Genomic DNA, 16,281 nt, shown 5'->3' on the forward strand with positions numbered 1-16,281 from the left:
AAAGTCGCCAGACGCTCTTTGTGCGGTGTTGCCTAAAGGCAGACTCGCAATGAAATGCGGAGAGGACAGGGGAACCTGTCCTCTTTTTGTTTGCTTTGGCTAAAAGAATGTGTGCGAATTTGTGCAAAATTACACCGGTTTAAGGATTGACAAAATGCGTAAAAGCATTTGTGCGGTGTTGCCTTTTTTTGAAGAAAATCGGTATGGTTTGGGCTTGGATTCTATTCAGGTTTAGTGCAATGCTGATGCAAGCGGCTGTTTTGTATTTCCGGACATATGCGGAGCAGTGCGTACACGCCGGTGTGGTTGCGGCTTGACAAATTTGTCAAAATATCGTATGATAGAAAGGCAATCAAAAACGCCTGTACTGTCCGAAACGAAAGGGGAATCGCCATGGAGCACAACCATTTACACGATCACGCCGCCGCACTGCCGGCACAGATGCCGCCGGAATCCCAGCTGGCAGATGTGGCAGAACTGTTCAAGATCTTCGGCGATCTGACACGGGTGCGAATTATCTTTGTCCTCTTTCAGCATGAGGAATGTGTTATGGATATTGCCCAGAAGCTGGAAATGACACAATCTGCCATTTCACACCAGCTTCGTGTGCTGAAACAGTCCCGTCTGGTCACCAGCCGGCGGGAGGGAAAGACCATTTTCTATGCACTGGCGGATTCCCACATCTCCTCCATTTTCGGACAGGCTCTGGAACACATTCAGGAATGAGGAAACAGACTCTAAGGCAATACCGCACAAAGAACGTCTGGCGATTTTGCACGCCATCTGCTTGCAAATTTTCCGTCATATTTCACAAAAATGCTCGTGAATACAGCAAGTATTCACTCTGCTTTTTGCTCCATCTGACGGAAAATTTGACGACGCATCTGTCGCACAATCTTTGTGCGGTATTGACGTAAAAATGTTTGAGAAAACGCTTGCTTTTTCCACGGCAATCTGCTATAATAAGAAATAGCAGAGAATACTCTGCGGAAACCAACACGGAGGTGAATTTCTCATGGCATATAAAATTACAGATTCCTGCATCAGCTGCGGTACATGTAAGGACGCATGTCCGGTGGACGCAATCTCTGAAGGTGCTGACAAGTATGAAATCGCTGAAGATGCTTGCATTTCCTGCGGTTCTTGTGCATCGGAATGTCCGGCAGATGCAATTGAAGCTGACTAAGCTTTTGTAAACAAACGGCAAAAAAGCTGTTCCGTTCCGGCTTCACACTGGAAACGGACGGCTTTTTCTTTTAGATAAGGAAAGGGACGGATTTATGATGAAAAAGCAGATGCAGAAAGCGGTCTGTCTGCTGTTGGGCAGTGTACTGCTGCTGTCTATGGGTGCCTGCGGCAAAAAAGACAAAACTTCTGCCCGCGATGTGACTGACGGTTCTTCTGTAACGGCAACCCAGACTACACAGGTTGTCAGAGAGATCAAGAGCCATAAGGGCGAGATCGGTGAGGAGATGCAGTATCAGGATGTAGATGCCGTGATGAAAAAAGCATACGTTTCTGACTACACATTCTCGGAAAACGGCAGCGAGATCGGTCTGACATTCTTCGAATTTGAGATCACCAACAATAGTGAGGACGAACTGGCGGTGGACTTGCTGTCACAGACATTCGGTCTGACGGTAGACGGCGAGGCTTACCCCGGTGTCAGCATTCGCGGTCCGCGGTTTATCTATAAGGAATTCGGCGATTCGGGCAAGACGTTCGACACCGCAATCCAGCCCGGAGAAACCCGCGACGGCTATATCTGCATGGAAGTGCCGGCAGATTTCCAGAGCCTTCGCATCACCTATTTCCCCAGAGCCGGCTTTTTGGACTGGGACGAGGCATTCCTCTTTGACATCGATCGTTCGGACATGGAAGCTGCACCGGAGCCGGTGGAAGCATTCCAGTAAGAGCCTGCCTGCAAACGGGCTTTGTGCGGTGTTGCCTCAGATACAAAAAGCAAACGGCAGGCAGATACAAATGCCTGCCGTTTTTCTTGCACAGAACAAAGGCAATACCGCACAAAGTTTACCGGTCAGTTTTGCATGCAATTCCCGAAAAATTGAAATGTTTATCTGACGCATCATGCTGCCTTGCAAAAAAAGTTTAGTTTTTCAGAACTTACACTTGACTTTTGCAGAACATTCTGGTACAATCCGGTTTGACAAAAGAAATTTGTCAGAAGGGAGTATCGAATGAGAAATATGCAAAAAATGTGGGAAGACTATGCAAAGGAAGTGCAGGTGCTGCGGGAACGCATCGCAGAACTGCGGGAGGTCTTGCAGCGGGACAAGACGATGGCACCGCTGGAACGGCAGGAACTGGAGGCACGGAAACGTCTGCTGAGTGAAGAAGTGCGGGATATGGAACGGAGCATGGCGGACATTGCAGTCTATGCCGAAAATGAAAAGGCAGGCGAATCGGCATGTGCATGACAAAAGCCGCCTGGGAACAGATGTTGTTTTCCGTGGATTTTCATCTGGACCGGCAGGAAAAACAACGTGCCGCCTGTCTGGCTGCCAGAAACATTCTGGAACATGACATTTCTGCAAGACAGAAACAAGTCCTTTTGTTGTACTATGGAGAGGGAAAGAAAATGGCGGATATTGCACAGCTGCTGGGGGTGAACATTTCCACGGTATCCCGCACCCACCGCCGTGCCTGTGCCGCCGTTCAAAAGCGGCTGAAAGCCTGCGGGCTTTTATAAGAGCCTGTTCAGTATTTTTTCGCACAAAATCATTGGAGAATCGATCATGAATACACCAGTCTATGACTTTTTGATACAATACGCAGAGCGGGACCCTGTCCGGCTGCATATGCCCGGACACAAGGGCAGATTCGGGGCACCGGCGTTGCAGCGTGCCACGACACTGGATCTGACGGAAATCACCGGTGCGGACAGCCTGTTCGAAGCCGAGGGCATTCTGGCAGAGAGTGAACGGAATGCCGCTTCGCTCTATGGAACGGCGTATACGTTTTATTCCTGCGGCGGCTCGACCCTCTGCATTCAGACCATGCTTTTGCTGATGAAACAGCAGGGGCGGGCGGTGCTGGCGGCGAGAAATGTGCATCGGGCATTTTTGAATGCCTGTGTGCTGCTGGACCTGCCGGTGCAGTGGATCTATCCCCGCGAAAGTGACGGCATTTTGTCCGGTACCTATGATCTGGCGGATTTTGAGGCCGCATTGCAGCAGCAGACCCGACCGGCGTGTGTCTATGTCACTTCGCCGGACTATCTGGGGCGTATGGCGGATATTGCCGGTCTGGCGGAACTGTGCCACCGGTATCACGCGAAGCTGCTGGTGGACAATGCCCACGGAGCACATCTGGCGTTTCTGCCGTGGCGGTGTCACCCGATCCAATTGGGGGCGGACTACTGCTGCGACTCTGCACATAAGATGCTGTCGGGGCTGACCGGTACTGCCTATCTGCATGTCCGCAGCGATATTGATGTGGAACCGGAACGGGTGCGGGACGCGATGGCAATGTTCGGCTCGACCAGCCCCTCGTATCTGATGCTGGCTTCGCTGGACTGGTGCAATCGGGAACTGGCTTCGCCCTTGTTCCGGAAACAGCTGGAGGAAGTGCTCGACCGCATTCAGCAGCTGAAGTGCCGGTTTTCGCCACGTTATTGTTTCGTAGACGGCGACCCCATGCACCTGACTATAGATGCGGCGGCAGGCGGATTTCACGGGCTGGAACTGGCGGCGTATCTGGAACAGCATGAAGTTTTTGTGGAGTATGCCGATGCATTTCATGTGGTGCTGCTCTGTTCGGCAGCCAATACCGATCGGGACTTTGACATTCTGGAGCAGCTGCTGGAAAGGTTTTCGCCTACACCGGCGGAATCCGGAGAAAAGTACGCTCTGCCCAGACCGGAAAAGGTCTGCGGGATTCGGGAGGCGGCACTGGCTCCGCAGGAGATCGTGCCCATCGGGGAGAGCAGCGGACGGATTTGTGCCGCGGTGAAAGTGCCCTGTCCGCCGGCAGTGCCCATTGTGCTTAGCGGAGAACGAATCGATGCCCGCTGCATTGCAGTTTGTGAGGCTTATGGAATTACGGAGATCAGCGTCGTACAGTAGGAGGTGGCGGCATGGCACAGTTTTATGGCAATGAACAGATACAGCACACCCTGCACCAGATGCTTTTGCGGGACAGGGCTCCCCACGGATTCCTCTTTTACGGGGAAACCGGTCTGGGGAAAAAGACGCTGGCAAAGCAGTTTCTGGCAGAACTGCTCTGCACAGGAACGGAAAAGCCCTGCGGCAGCTGCAAATCCTGCAAAATGCTGGCGGACGGTGTGCATCCGGACGTGCGGTTTGTGGAACACAGCGGCAAGCGAAACGGCTTTTCCGTGGACACGGTGCGGGAGGTGTGCGTAGATCTGGCATCGCCGCCCAACGAGGGCAATGCCAAGTGCTATGTCTTTGGGGACTGTGATGCAATGGACACCCGCACCCAGAATCTGCTGTTGAAAGCGGTGGAAGAACCGCCGGCTTATGGGTATTTTATTTTTACGGCAACTTCTCCGGCATCGCTGCTGCCTACGGTGCGTTCCCGTATCGTGTCGCTGGCGGTGTCGCCGGTGACGGAACAGGAATGCCGTGCTGCACTGGCGGAACGGGGCTTTTCGCCGGAAGATGCCGCAGAAGCAGTGGCGGCGTTCCATGGGAACATCGGGCAGTGCTTAAATTTTTTGGAAAATATGCCAATTCGTGAGGCCGTTGGATTGACAAAAACCGCAATCAATAGTATAATAAATAAGAATGAGTATGCGTTGCTGCAAACCGTTTCGGTGCTGGGAAAGGAACGGGAACGGACGTTTTTGTTCCTGAACCTGTTTGACCGGTGCATTCGTGATGCCATTGTGTGGAAGCATGACCCCTGTGCGGCGGGAATCGGCTGTGATGCGGCAGGGTCGAAAAAGCTGGCAGAACGGCTTTCCGACAGTGCCGGACAGGCAATGCATCGTGCTGTGGACAGTACCTACGGGGCAATGGAGGCAAATGTCAACCTGCCGCTGGCACTGGCAGCTTTTTGTGCAGACTGCATGGACGCGTAACAGCTTCTCATTCCGGAAATGAAATTTCGGGGCGTTGGCTCTACTATAGAAAGGAAGAAAGTATGGTTGAAATCATCGGCGTTCGGTTTCAGAACGGCGGAAAGGTCTACTATTTCTCTCCGGACAGCTGGAAGGTGAAACAGGGAGATCTTGTCATCACCGAAACTTCCCGCGGGACGGAATGCGGAGAAGTCGCGATCGCCAATAAACAGATCCCCAAGGAGCAGGTGACAGTGCCGCTGAAGCCGATCCTGCGTGTCGCCACGCGGGAGGATCGCCGGACACTGGAACAAAATCGCAAAAAGGAAGAACGTGCTTTTCAGGTCTGCCAGCAGAAGATCGTCTATCGAAAGCTGAAAATGAATCTGGTAGATGTGGAATGCACATTCGACAACAGCAAGCTGCTGTTTTATTTCACCGCGGACAACCGCGTGGATTTTCGGGAACTGGTCAAAGATCTGGCGGCAGTGTTCCGGACAAGAATCGAACTGCGGCAGATCGGCGTGCGGGATAAGGCGAAGATCCTGGGCGGTATCGGTATCTGCGGCAGAGAATTCTGCTGCAAGGGACACTTGCAGGATTTCCAGCCGGTTTCCATTCGCATGGCAAAGGAACAGGGGCTTTCCCTGAATCCGACGAAGATCTCCGGTTGCTGCGGCAGACTGATGTGCTGCCTGAAATATGAGCAGAACGTCTATGAGGAACTGCTCCGCATTACCCCGAAGGTCGGGGCGATCGTCACCATGACAGACGGCACCAGGGCAAAGGTCTGCGAAACCAATCCGCTGACTGGCGATCTGAAGGTGATTTCAGAAAAATCCGATGTGCCGGTAAAGGTCAAGCGGGACGACGTGAAGCTGCTGCGGGACGGAAAAATCAAGGTCGATGCGGCAGAACGCAAGGCATTGAAATCGTTAGAGGATAAGTAAGGGCAGACCGGCTCCCCACCGGTCTGCATATAGGAGGTATTTTTTTATGGCATCTCAAAGTAAACGCCGCCGTGTCCGGTATGACCGGATTCTGGCAGTTCTTCTGGTTCTGATCCTGCTGATCGTACTGCTGGTGAAGTGCTGTTCCAGCTGCTCCAGCAAGAAGGACAAGAAGAACGACAATGTGACTACCACACCTACTCAGGCGACCACAGCTCCCACAGAGGCAGATAACACGAAAACCGTTTATCTGAGCCCGTCCAATCAGGAGGACAACAAGTTCTATGTGGGCGACACCAACGAAGCTGCGGTCTGCCGCATTCTGGCACAAAAGACGGCTGCCATTCTGGAACAGTCCGGCGTGAACGTCATCGTTGCCGGCGATGCTGACAGCATTCAGACCAAGACAGCGGCCGGCGATCAGAATCTGGCGGCATATGTGGCGATTCACACCAACGCCGGTACCGGTGTCGGCACAGACTGCTATTACAATGCCAATTCCGAAGCCAGCAAGAGTCTGGCACAGGCAGTATATGATCCGGTGGCAGCCCTGACTCCCACAGATGACAAGGGCTTGATCGACGGTTCGGACAGCAATTCTGAAAATTATCAGTATGAAGTGGGTGCCAACAAGAGCCCCAGCTGTCTGATCGAAGTGGAATATCACGACGGTCCCAATGTGGCACAGTGGATTCTGGACAATGAGGACAACATCGCTTCTGCACTGGCACAGGGTATTTGCAGCTATTTGCAGGTAGCTACTCCCACAAGCGGTGCAGCAGTGACCACCGCAGCACTGGGCGGTGATGTGAACAGCACGACAACGGCAGCGATCGGCGGAGCAGATGCTCTGGCAACTACTGCTGCATTTGGTGCAGAGGGAACAACAGGCACAGAAAATGCGATCCAAAATCAATTATCAGCTGGAAACTGACCGGATCCTGGCACAGCTGCCGGCGGAACGGACACCGACACTGTTTCTGCACGCCTGCTGTGCTCCGTGCAGCAGTTATGTGCTGGAATATCTGAGCCGGTATTTTGCCATTACGCTGTTCTTCTATAATCCCAACATTTCGCCGGAGGCGGAGTATCTGCACCGGAAAGCTGAGTTGTGCCGGCTGGTGCAGGAATTACCGCTGGGGAATCCGGTGACGGTGGTGGACGGCGATTATCTGCCGGAACGGTTCTATGCTCTTGCCCAAGGGCTGGAGCAGGAGCCGGAACGGGGAGCACGCTGTCAGAAGTGTATCGGGCACCGTCTGGAAGAAACATTTCGGGCGGCGGCAGCACTGGAAGTGTTACCGGATTTTGTCTGCACCACGCTGACCATCAGCCCCCATAAAGACGCGGTGTTTATCAACACCAGAGGAACGGAACTGGCGGAGCAGTACGGCATCCCGTGGCTGCCCACAGACTTCAAGAAAAAGGGCGGCTATCAGCGGTCGATCGTCTTATCCAGAGAGTATGACCTCTATCGGCAGAACTTCTGCGGCTGCGTCTACAGCCGGCTGGAGGCGGAACGACGGGAAAAACAGGAGGCATCTTGCGAGGATTGAAAGCCTGTGGAATAGCAGGGCTGCACTGCGAGAATTTTTGCAAAAAACAGTTGACAAGCTTCGGCGATTGTGCTATACTAGTCCTTAGAGCGTTGAAGGGAACGGCACATTTCGCTGAAGCTTTTTGCAGAGAACCGCTGTCACCGGCTGAAAGCAGCGGGAAAAAGTGAAGAAATTTGCACACCACTCCCCGAGTCTGCCCAATCCGCAGCGGTCTGTCCCCGTTATCGGACACCACGAGGTGTATGTGTCTTTGGCACGTGCATGAAACAAGGGTGGAACCACGATAGATTTTTCATCGTCCCTTGCACAGTCCTTTACTGTGTAAGGGACTTTTTGCATTTACTTTGGGAAATGCCGCACACGGCACGTTTGACATGTCGGGCGTTTCCCGCATTCTGGAAAGGAAGATGGATCATGATCAAACTGACATTGAAAGACGGCAGCATTCGGGAACTGGAAGCTCCCACAGCTGCGGCAGAAGTCATTAAGGGCATCGGCATGGGGCTGTACAAGGCTTCCTGCTGTGTCAAGCTGGACGGAGAGGTCTGTGACCTGCGTACCGTTATCGACCACGACTGCACATTTGAAGTCATGACCTTCGACAGCGAAGAAGGTAAGAAAACATTCTGGCACACCGCTTCTCACGTGCTGGCACAGGCTGTCAAGCACCTGTATCCGGAGGCAAAGCTGGCGATCGGACCGGCAATCGATACCGGTTTCTATTACGACTTTGACGTAGAACATCCGTTCAGTCAGGAAGAACTGACTAAGATTGAAGCCGAGATGAAGAAGATCGTCAAGGCAAACGAAAAGCTGGAACAGTTCTATCTGTCGCCGGAAGAAGCTGTGGCTAAGCTGAAAGGAATGGACGAACCCTATAAGGTAGAGCTGTGCGAGGAGCACGCCGGAAACGGTGAGCCGATCTCGTTCTATCAGCAGGGCGATTTCACAGATCTGTGTGCCGGCCCGCACCTGATGTCTACCGGTACGATCAAGGCGTTCAAGCTGCTGTCCTGCACCGGTGCATACTGGAGAGGTTCAGAAAAGAACAAGATGCTGTCCCGTGTCTATGCGGTGGCATTCCCCAAGGCATCGATGCTGGAAGAACATCTGGCAAAGCTGGAAGAAGCCAAGAAGCGTGACCACAATAAGCTGGGACGGGAACTGGAATATTTCACCACTGTTGACGTTATCGGTCAGGGCCTGCCGGTGCTGCTGCCCAAGGGTGCCAGAGTGGTACAGCTGTTACAGCGTTGGGTAGAAGATGTGGAACAGGCACACGGCTGCCTGCTGACTAAGACGCCGCTGCTGGCAAAGCGGGAACTGTACAAGATTTCCGGTCACTGGGATCACTATCTGGACGGCATGTTCGTACTGGGCGACCCTCACGACGAAACCAAGGACTGCTTCGCTCTGCGTCCGATGACCTGCCCGTTCCAGTATCAGGTATATCTGAACCGGCAGCGTTCATACCGTGATCTGCCGATGCGTCTGACGGAAACTTCTACGCTGTTCCGGAACGAGGACTCCGGCGAAATGCACGGCCTGATCCGCGTTCGTCAGTTCACCATTTCTGAAGGACACTATATCCTGCGTCCGGATCAGCTGGAAGATGAATTCAAGAACTGCCTGCAATTGGCAAAGTATTTCCTGGATACAGTCGGACTGCTGGACGACTGCACATTCCGGTTCTCCCAGTGGGATCCGGCAAATCCGGGCAACAAGTACGAGGGTACACCAGAGCAGTGGGAAGAAGCACAGCGTGTCATGGGCAACATTCTGGATCACTTGGGCGTGAAGTATGAGATTGGCATCGACGAGGCGGCTTTCTATGGTCCGAAGCTGGATATTCAGTACAAGAACGTATTCGGCAAGGAAGACACCCTGGTCACCATTCAGATCGATATGCTGCTGGCAGAGCGTTTCGGCATGTACTACAAGGATAAGGACGGTCAGAAGAAGCTGCCGTACATCATTCACAGAACATCGCTGGGCTGCTATGAGCGTACGCTGGCTTACATGATCGAACACTTCGGCGGTGCAATGCCGCTGTGGATCGCTCCGGAACAGGTTCGTCTGGTGCCCATTGCAGACCGTCATCTGGACTTTGCATATGAGGTCAAGAAGGAACTGGAAGCTGCTGGTCTGCGTGTCGAGGTGGACAGCCGTGCCGAAAAGGTGGGCTGGAAGATCCGTCAGGCAACGATGGAAAAGGTGCCGTATATGCTGACTGTGGGCGACAAGGAATGCGAAGAAAAGACAGTCGCAGTCCGCAAGCGTAACGGCGAAGATCTGGGCAGCATGACGGTGGCAGAACTGACAGCAAAGCTGGTCGAAGAAGTCCGCACCAAGCAGAAGTAATCAGACAATGCAACAGAAGCTGCTGCATAACAGAACAGAAAAAGGCGAACGTTTCGGCGTTCGCCTTTTTTGCCGGTATTTCGCGAAAAAATTGAAAAAGTATACATTTTCCAATTGACAAAACATCATTTTTCAGTTATAATAAAAGACAGGTATATTTTGTTTTGAAAGCGAGTATTTGGAAAATGGGAAGTACGAAAATCAATCTGACGGAGGAACAGTTTACAGAGGTGACACTGTCCGCCCTGAAAGAGCACCCCGAGGGAATTACGGAATATCCGATTCTGGATTTTGATGATCGTGCACTGGGGCTGTTGTCCGCCGGCGTTGCAGAAACGTTGCGGTACAGTGAGATCAAGCCCCGCGGCGGTCTGGCATATCGGTTTCTGAAGCGGCTGTTTGACATCGTGGGGTCTGCATTGTTACTGATCCTTCTGGCGATCCCCATGGGCATCGTGGCACTGGTGATCTATCTGGACGACAAGGGGTCGCCGATCTTTTCACAGGCACGGCTGACCAAGGACGGAAAGGTGTTCTACATGCACAAGTTCCGTTCCATGTGTGTCGATGCGGAACAGAAGTTCGCAGAGGTGCAGAAAGAAAACGAAACCGACGGTCTGGCGTTCAAGAGCGAGAACGACCCGCGAATCACACGGATCGGGCATTTTATCCGGAGAACGTCCATTGACGAACTGCCCCAGCTGTGGGACGTTTTCTGCGGGCACATGTCCATTATCGGGCCGCGTCCGCCGCTTCCGCGGGAAGTGGTACTGTATACGCCCCACCAGATGCAGCGGTTACAGGTAAAAGGCGGTCTGTCCTGTATTTGTCAGGTAGAGGGCAGAAGCGATATGGGATTCGAAAAGTGGGTGGAATCCGACCTCGAATACATTCAGACACGCAGTGCCGGACTGGATCTGAAGCTGATGTTTAAGACCATTGGCGTGGTAATTATGAAAAAGGGTGCAAGATAACCATAGGAAGAAAGAGCCGCTGTGCAGATGCATGGCGGCTTTTGTGCTGTCCGGAATCTTTTTCGGAATCTGCCTTGTCAATACCGCCCGCTTTATGTTATAATAGAAACAGCATCACAACAAGCGAGGTGAAAAGCCGTGTGCCTGTGCCGCGGCGATTATGAAACGATTGGTAGTGGGCATTACTGCCCATGTGGATTCCGGAAAGACGACGCTTTCCGAAGCTCTGCTGTACCGTACCGGCGAGATCCGGAAGCTGGGGCGGGTGGATCACCAGACAGCTTTTCTGGACACCCACCCGATGGAACGGGATCGGGGCATTACGATTTTTGCACATCAGGCATGCATTGCCTGTGAAAATGCGGAATATACGCTGCTGGATACTCCCGGACACGTGGACTTTTCAGCAGAAACCGAACGCACTATGCAGGTGCTGGACTATGCCATTCTGGTCATCAGCGGCACAGACGGCGTGCAGTCCCACACGGAAACCCTGTGGAAACTGCTGGAACGCTATCAGGTGCCGGTGTTCCTCTTTGTCAACAAAATGGACTTGGCAGGGGCAGACAAGGCGGCAGTGCTGGAACAGCTGCAAAGCCGGTTGAGTGACCGCTGTGTGGACTTTTCCGCAGACGGCACCGATGCCTTTTATGAACAGGTGGCTCTGCTGGAGGAGCCGTTCATGGATACTTATCTGGAGCAGGGGAAGATCCCGCCGGCACTGCTGGCAAAAGGCATTGCCCGCCGGAAGCTGATCCCCTGTTACTTCGGGGCAGCGTTGAAGCTGGAGGGCGTGGACGCATTTCTGGAGGGACTGCACCGGTATACGCTGGAACAGCCCTGTCCGGCACAGTTCGGGGCGAGGGTGTTTAAAATTGCCGCTGACGAAAAAGGAAACCGGTTGAGTTACCTGAAGATCACCGGCGGACGGCTGCGGGTGCGGGACAGCATCGCCTATACTGCTTCCAACGGCAGAGACATGCAGGAAAAAGTCAGCCAGATCCGTGTCTACGCCGGTGCGAAGTTCGAGGCGAAAGAGGCGGCCCCTGCGGGCACGGTCTGTGCGGTGACGGGTCTGAGCCGGACGTTTATCGGGCAGGGGCTGGGCAGTGCCGGCGACGGTATGGCTCCGGTGCTGGAACCGGTGCTCCGCTACGGCGTACAGCTGCCGGAAGGGGTGCACCCTACCGATGCCCTGAAACAGCTGGCACAGCTGGAGGAGGAAGATCCTGCCCTTCACGTGGTGTGGAATGACCACGCCGGACAGATTCAGATGCAGCTGATGGGAGAGGTACAGCTGGAAGTATTGCAGCGGCTGATCGCCGACCGGTTCGGCATGCAGGTGCAGTTCGATGCCGGACAGATCACCTATAAGGAAACCATTGCCGAGCCGGTAGAGGGCGTGGGGCATTACGAACCGCTGTGCCACTATGCCGAAGTGCACCTGCTGCTGGAGCCACTGCCGCAGGGCAGCGGTTTGCAGTTCGGGGTGAACTGTCGGGAGGACGATCTGGAACGAAACTGGCAGCGGCTGGTGCTGACGCATTTGGAGGAGAAAACGCATCTGGGCGTACTGACCGGTTCACCCATAACAGATATGCGGATCACCCTGTGTGCCGGAAAAGCCCATGTCAAGCACACCGAGGGCGGCGACTTCCGGCAGGCGACCTATCGGGCGGTGCGGAACGGACTGCGAAAGGCGAAAAGCATTCTGCTGGAACCGTGGTACGAGTTTTTGCTGGAACTGCCTACGGAAAACGTGGGACGTGCCATGACCGATCTACAGCAGATGGGGGCGGAGTTCCAGCCGCCGGAAACCGAGGGCGACCGTTCGGTTTTGCAGGGCAGTGCTCCGGTGGCGAAGCTGCGGGGCTATGCTTCAGAGGTGACCGGTTATACCCACGGCGTGGGCAGACTGGTCTGTTCCCCCAAGGGTTATGCTCCCTGTCAGAATCCGGAAGAAGTCATTGCCGCAGTGGGGTATGACTGCGACAGCGATCTGGAAAACTCTGCGGATTCCATTTTCTGTGCCCACGGAGCCGGCTTTGCCGTCAAGTGGAACGAGGTGGAACAGCACATGCACCTGCCCAGCTGCCTGCACCAGCTGGAAGAACCCGACGAACCGGCGGCACCGGTGCGGGTGTCGAGGGCAGCCTATGGGGGCAGTCTGGCAGAGGACAAGGAACTCATGGCGATCTTTGAACGGACTTACGGAAAAATCGACCGCAATCCCCGACAGGCACTCTGCACCCCCAAAGAGGAGGACACTGCGGCAGCATATCACGGCAAGCCGGATCCGGCGTATGATGGGGAGGAGTACTTGCTGGTAGACGGCTACAACATCATTTTTGCGTGGGACGAGTTGAAAACGATTGCCCAAAACAATCTGGACAGTGCCAGAGGACAGCTGATGCACATGTTGAGCAACTACTGCGGCTATCGGAAGTGCAAGCTGATTCTGGTATTTGATGCGTATAAGGTCAAGGGCTATCACGGCGAAACAGAGCAGTATCACAACATCACGGTGGTGTATACCAAAGAGGCGGAAACTGCCGACTCCTACATTGAAAAGGCAACGCTGGACTTGTCGAAGAAGCACAAGGTGCGGGTGGCAACTTCGGACGGCATGGAGCAGCTGATTATTCTGGGAAACGGTGCTCTCCGTATCACTGCGGCGGAATTCCGGCAGGAGGTCTTGCAGATCGAGGCAGCCATTCGGGAATATGCGGCACAGATGAAGCAGGGGAAAAAGACCATTACGGAGAAGCATTCGTCATAAGCTGGGGCAGTGCTGCTGTAGTAGCAGAATACCCGAAATCCCTGCGGAAAAATCGGCAGTTCTGTCAATTGTTTGTGCAGCAGAAATATGATAAAATAAAGGAAACACTGCATAGAGCCGTCAGGCGGAATTTATGCAGTGTTTCCTACGGATATTCCGGAACTATTCCGGAGCGTGTTTCGGCACGCTGAGATATAGAATGAATATGGAGGCATGACAAATGCAAATGCAGATACAGCACCAGCTGCGGCGTGTCGCTGCTGCCCTGCTGACCGCGGCGGTCGCCGTGGGCACAGGAGCCTTTTCCGGTCTGGCATTGGAAACCGATTCCGGCACTCTGGAAAGCTTACAGGCGTTCCTGCTGGGAAAAGAAAATGCCGGTGGAACGGACTGCAACGGGGACGGCGTTGTGGACGGCATGGACTTGGCACTGCTGCGGCAGCAGCAATTCGACGGGGGAGAAATACAGGACGGCTATGCCGGCTTTATCCGCACAGACGGCAAACTGCTGGTCGATGAAAACGGCAAGCAGTATCTCATCAAAGGCATGGCAATCGGCAATAATGTGTGGTCGAATCCCACCACAGCCCCTGCCCAGGATCACGATGCGGCAAGCTATCAGGAACTGGCGGACATGGGCTTTGATTCCGTGCGGTTCTATCTGAACTACGCCATGTTTGAATCTGACAGCAAACCCTATACCTATCGGGAAGAAGGCTTCCGCTGGCTGGACACCAACATTGCATGGGCAAAGGCGGCAGGAATCCGGCTGGTGCTGAACATGCACTATCCGCAGGGCGGCTACCAGTCGCAGGGGAACGGCACGGCCCTCTGGACAGAACCGGAAAATCAGAAGCGGCTCTGTGCCCTCTGGACGGAAATTGCCAAGCGGTATGCAGACGAGCCGGTGATTCTGGGCTATGGACTGGTGAATGAACCGGTGGTAGCTGCTGCCAGCGGTGAGGAGAGCCTTGCCCTGTGGCAGTCCGTAGCACAGATGCTGACGGACGGGATCCGTACTGTAGACCAGAACCATATGATCTTTGTGGAACGCATGTGTGCGGCACAGAATCTGGCAGGCACACAGGAACAGTGGATCAATTTCAATGACGAAAACAACTACGTGCATCTGGACGATGACAACACGGTGTACGAGTTCCACGACTATGATCCGCATGCTTTTACGCATCAGGGCTTCGACTGGGCGGGGACACTGGGCAATGATGTGACCTATCCGGACGAAAGCTATCTGGTGTCCAGCGGCAATGCCCAGTGGGGCACTTCCACCTTTGCCGGCGATCGGGCGGACACGGAGAACACCGAGTGGCAGTATCTGAAAAGCGGCAGGATCACGCCGAAATCGGACGGCAAACAGCTAATCAGTCTGGTATTTCAGGCACAGAACATCGGGGACTACGGCTACGCCCGGGCAGATGAACTGCGGCTGAACGAATATGATGAGGACGGCAGCTTTGTCCAGACCATATACGCCAACGACTTTGACAGCATGTCCCTGCTGAACTTCTGGTCCAGCAACGACTCCGGCGGACAGTACTACGCTTCTTCCGAGGGACATCTGGCAAAGGGCAGTCTGATGCTCTCCGGCACCACCGATGATGCCAACACCAGTACAAGATATTTCCGTCCCACGGCAGGACACAGCTATGAGGCATGCGGTTATTTTCAGGTGAACACCAAGAATGCCGATGCCATTGTCCGTCCCCGCGTGGACGTGTGGAATGTGGATTCTGTGGAAGTGCTGAATCGGGACTATCTGGAAAAGAGCGTGGCACTGAACACGGCGTTTTCGGAAAAGTACAATGTGCCGGTATACTGCGGCGAGTTTGGTGCCGGTTCGCACTGCTTTGAGAACGACCGCGGCGGTGACCGCTGGATCGGGGACATGCTGGAAATTTTCCGTGACGGCGATGTCAGCTTCAACTACCACGCCTATCACGATGGTTCCTTCGGGCTGTATGAGGGCGGCGGTCTGCCCAGTCCCGCAGGGAGAAATGATACACTATATCAGGTGCTGGTAGAAAAACTGAAAAAATATACGGAATGACAGGATTTACGAAAGGAACTGATATGAAAGAAAAAGATACAGAAAAGCAGCTGAAAGCCTTGGAAGAAGCTGTGCGGCAGGAGCAGGAAACCGGCGGAAAGACGGCGAAAAAGCATCGGGAAAGCAGCTCTGCGGCGGCGAAAGAATCTCACCCGCTGGCTTCGTTTCTCATCGGGCTGGTACTGCTGGGAGCAGGCATCTTCTGGGTGCTGAACTCCTTTGTGGTCTCCTTCTCGTGGGGCAGCCTGTGGGGCGGCTTCGGCATGAACACTTCACTGGCAACTGGTCTGATGCTGGTGCCGCTGCTGATCGGCATCGGTCTGCTGTTCTTCTTGGACAGAAAGTGGATTGGCTGGGTGGTGACGGCAATCGGACTGCTGGCAATTCTGGTAACGCTGCTGACTTCGGTGCGGTTTCGTCCGGTGTCGGCTTCGCTGTGGCAGTATGTGGTCATGTTCGGCATGATCGCAGCCGGTTGCGGTCTGGTGGCGAGAGGGCTGCTGAAAAGCAGAGATTAAGGGCAATACCGCACAAAGAGCGTCTGGCGAC

The 16,281-nt window shown here is 54.0% G+C and carries 15 protein-coding genes; all 15 read left to right on the forward strand.

Features of this window, described 5'->3' with window-relative positions; all coding sequences use genetic code 11:
- Positions 1–393: 393 nt before the first annotated feature.
- The 15 genes from RUMCAL_RS00555 to RUMCAL_RS00625 all read left to right on the forward strand — a co-directional run bounded on the left by RUMCAL_RS00555 (position 394) and on the right by RUMCAL_RS00625 (position 16,250).
- Positions 394–726 carry an ArsR/SmtB family transcription factor gene (locus RUMCAL_RS00555; protein WP_040646340.1) on the forward strand — a complete coding sequence of 111 codons (333 nt, stop codon included), beginning with the start codon at positions 394–396 and terminating at the stop codon, positions 724–726.
- 289 nt (positions 727–1,015) lie between these two features.
- Complete coding sequence (locus RUMCAL_RS00560; RefSeq protein WP_021680415.1) at positions 1,016–1,186, forward strand: DUF362 domain-containing protein; 171 nt, start codon at positions 1,016–1,018, stop codon at positions 1,184–1,186.
- A gap of 94 nt (positions 1,187–1,280) precedes the next feature.
- Positions 1,281–1,913, forward strand: coding sequence for a hypothetical protein (locus tag RUMCAL_RS00565; RefSeq protein ID WP_021680416.1), 633 nt, complete (start codon positions 1,281–1,283; stop codon positions 1,911–1,913).
- A gap of 285 nt (positions 1,914–2,198) precedes the next feature.
- Positions 2,199–2,438 (forward strand): hypothetical protein, encoded by a 240-nt coding sequence (locus RUMCAL_RS00570; protein WP_021680418.1) that lies wholly within the window; start codon positions 2,199–2,201, stop codon positions 2,436–2,438.
- Positions 2,429–2,710, forward strand: a complete 282-nt coding sequence (locus RUMCAL_RS00575) for a sigma-70 family RNA polymerase sigma factor (RefSeq protein WP_040646342.1) — start codon at positions 2,429–2,431, stop codon at positions 2,708–2,710. The genes RUMCAL_RS00570 and RUMCAL_RS00575 overlap by 10 nt, the downstream gene beginning before the upstream one ends.
- A gap of 46 nt (positions 2,711–2,756) precedes the next feature.
- Positions 2,757–4,085 carry an aminotransferase class I/II-fold pyridoxal phosphate-dependent enzyme gene (locus RUMCAL_RS00580; protein ID WP_021680420.1) on the forward strand — a complete coding sequence of 443 codons (1,329 nt, stop codon included), beginning with the start codon at positions 2,757–2,759 and terminating at the stop codon, positions 4,083–4,085.
- 11 nt (positions 4,086–4,096) lie between these two features.
- Positions 4,097–5,065, forward strand: coding sequence for a DNA polymerase III subunit (locus tag RUMCAL_RS00585; protein ID WP_021680421.1), 969 nt, complete (start codon positions 4,097–4,099; stop codon positions 5,063–5,065).
- Positions 5,066–5,127: 62 nt separating this feature from the next.
- Positions 5,128–5,994: a PSP1 domain-containing protein gene (locus RUMCAL_RS00590; protein ID WP_021680422.1), complete on the forward strand. Its 867-nt coding sequence runs from the start codon at positions 5,128–5,130 to the stop codon at positions 5,992–5,994.
- Between the two features lie 46 nt (positions 5,995–6,040).
- Positions 6,041–6,928 carry an N-acetylmuramoyl-L-alanine amidase gene (locus RUMCAL_RS00595; protein WP_021680423.1) on the forward strand — a complete coding sequence of 296 codons (888 nt, stop codon included), beginning with the start codon at positions 6,041–6,043 and terminating at the stop codon, positions 6,926–6,928.
- A complete protein-coding gene (locus tag RUMCAL_RS00600; protein WP_021680424.1) occupies positions 6,894–7,550 on the forward strand; it encodes an epoxyqueuosine reductase QueH in 657 nt (218 codons plus the stop codon). Before RUMCAL_RS00595 ends, RUMCAL_RS00600 begins: the two co-directional genes overlap by 35 nt.
- A gap of 417 nt (positions 7,551–7,967) precedes the next feature.
- A complete protein-coding gene (thrS, locus tag RUMCAL_RS00605; RefSeq protein ID WP_040646344.1) occupies positions 7,968–9,914 on the forward strand; it encodes a threonine--tRNA ligase in 1,947 nt (648 codons plus the stop codon).
- A 185-nt stretch (positions 9,915–10,099) separates the two neighbouring features.
- The gene (locus RUMCAL_RS00610) at positions 10,100–10,888 is read left to right on the forward strand and encodes a sugar transferase (protein WP_021680427.1); all 789 of its coding nucleotides are present in this window, start codon (positions 10,100–10,102) and stop codon (positions 10,886–10,888) included.
- Between the two features lie 160 nt (positions 10,889–11,048).
- Complete coding sequence (locus RUMCAL_RS00615; protein WP_021680429.1) at positions 11,049–13,667, forward strand: translation factor GTPase family protein; 2,619 nt, start codon at positions 11,049–11,051, stop codon at positions 13,665–13,667.
- A 220-nt stretch (positions 13,668–13,887) separates the two neighbouring features.
- Positions 13,888–15,732 (forward strand): cellulase family glycosylhydrolase, encoded by a 1,845-nt coding sequence (locus RUMCAL_RS14230; RefSeq protein WP_021680431.1) that lies wholly within the window; start codon positions 13,888–13,890, stop codon positions 15,730–15,732.
- A gap of 23 nt (positions 15,733–15,755) precedes the next feature.
- Positions 15,756–16,250, forward strand: coding sequence for a hypothetical protein (locus RUMCAL_RS00625; protein WP_051343560.1), 495 nt, complete (start codon positions 15,756–15,758; stop codon positions 16,248–16,250).
- Positions 16,251–16,281: the final 31 nt, after the last annotated feature.

This window comes from Ruminococcus callidus ATCC 27760, assembly GCF_000468015.1.
GTDB classification, from domain to species: Bacteria; Bacillota; Clostridia; order Oscillospirales; family Ruminococcaceae; genus Ruminococcus_C; species Ruminococcus_C callidus.

Excerpts from the sequence above, each read along its gene's own strand:
- RUMCAL_RS00555 (WP_040646340.1), top strand. The coding sequence starts at position 394 with ATGGAGCACAACCATTTACACGATCACGCCGCCGCACTGCCGGCACAG.
- RUMCAL_RS00560 (WP_021680415.1), top strand. The coding sequence starts at position 1,016 with ATGGCATATAAAATTACAGATTCCTGCATCAGCTGCGGTACATGTAAG.
- RUMCAL_RS00565 (WP_021680416.1), top strand. The coding sequence starts at position 1,281 with ATGATGAAAAAGCAGATGCAGAAAGCGGTCTGTCTGCTGTTGGGCAGT.
- RUMCAL_RS00570 (WP_021680418.1), top strand. The coding sequence starts at position 2,199 with ATGAGAAATATGCAAAAAATGTGGGAAGACTATGCAAAGGAAGTGCAG.
- RUMCAL_RS00575 (WP_040646342.1), top strand. The coding sequence starts at position 2,429 with ATGTGCATGACAAAAGCCGCCTGGGAACAGATGTTGTTTTCCGTGGAT.
- RUMCAL_RS00580 (WP_021680420.1), top strand. The coding sequence starts at position 2,757 with ATGAATACACCAGTCTATGACTTTTTGATACAATACGCAGAGCGGGAC.
- RUMCAL_RS00585 (WP_021680421.1), top strand. The coding sequence starts at position 4,097 with ATGGCACAGTTTTATGGCAATGAACAGATACAGCACACCCTGCACCAG.
- RUMCAL_RS00590 (WP_021680422.1), top strand. The coding sequence starts at position 5,128 with ATGGTTGAAATCATCGGCGTTCGGTTTCAGAACGGCGGAAAGGTCTAC.
- RUMCAL_RS00595 (WP_021680423.1), top strand. The coding sequence starts at position 6,041 with ATGGCATCTCAAAGTAAACGCCGCCGTGTCCGGTATGACCGGATTCTG.
- RUMCAL_RS00600 (WP_021680424.1), top strand. The coding sequence starts at position 6,894 with ATGCGATCCAAAATCAATTATCAGCTGGAAACTGACCGGATCCTGGCA.
- thrS (WP_040646344.1), top strand. The coding sequence starts at position 7,968 with ATGATCAAACTGACATTGAAAGACGGCAGCATTCGGGAACTGGAAGCT.
- RUMCAL_RS00610 (WP_021680427.1), top strand. The coding sequence starts at position 10,100 with ATGGGAAGTACGAAAATCAATCTGACGGAGGAACAGTTTACAGAGGTG.
- RUMCAL_RS00615 (WP_021680429.1), top strand. The coding sequence starts at position 11,049 with ATGAAACGATTGGTAGTGGGCATTACTGCCCATGTGGATTCCGGAAAG.
- RUMCAL_RS14230 (WP_021680431.1), top strand. The coding sequence starts at position 13,888 with ATGCAAATGCAGATACAGCACCAGCTGCGGCGTGTCGCTGCTGCCCTG.
- RUMCAL_RS00625 (WP_051343560.1), top strand. The coding sequence starts at position 15,756 with ATGAAAGAAAAAGATACAGAAAAGCAGCTGAAAGCCTTGGAAGAAGCT.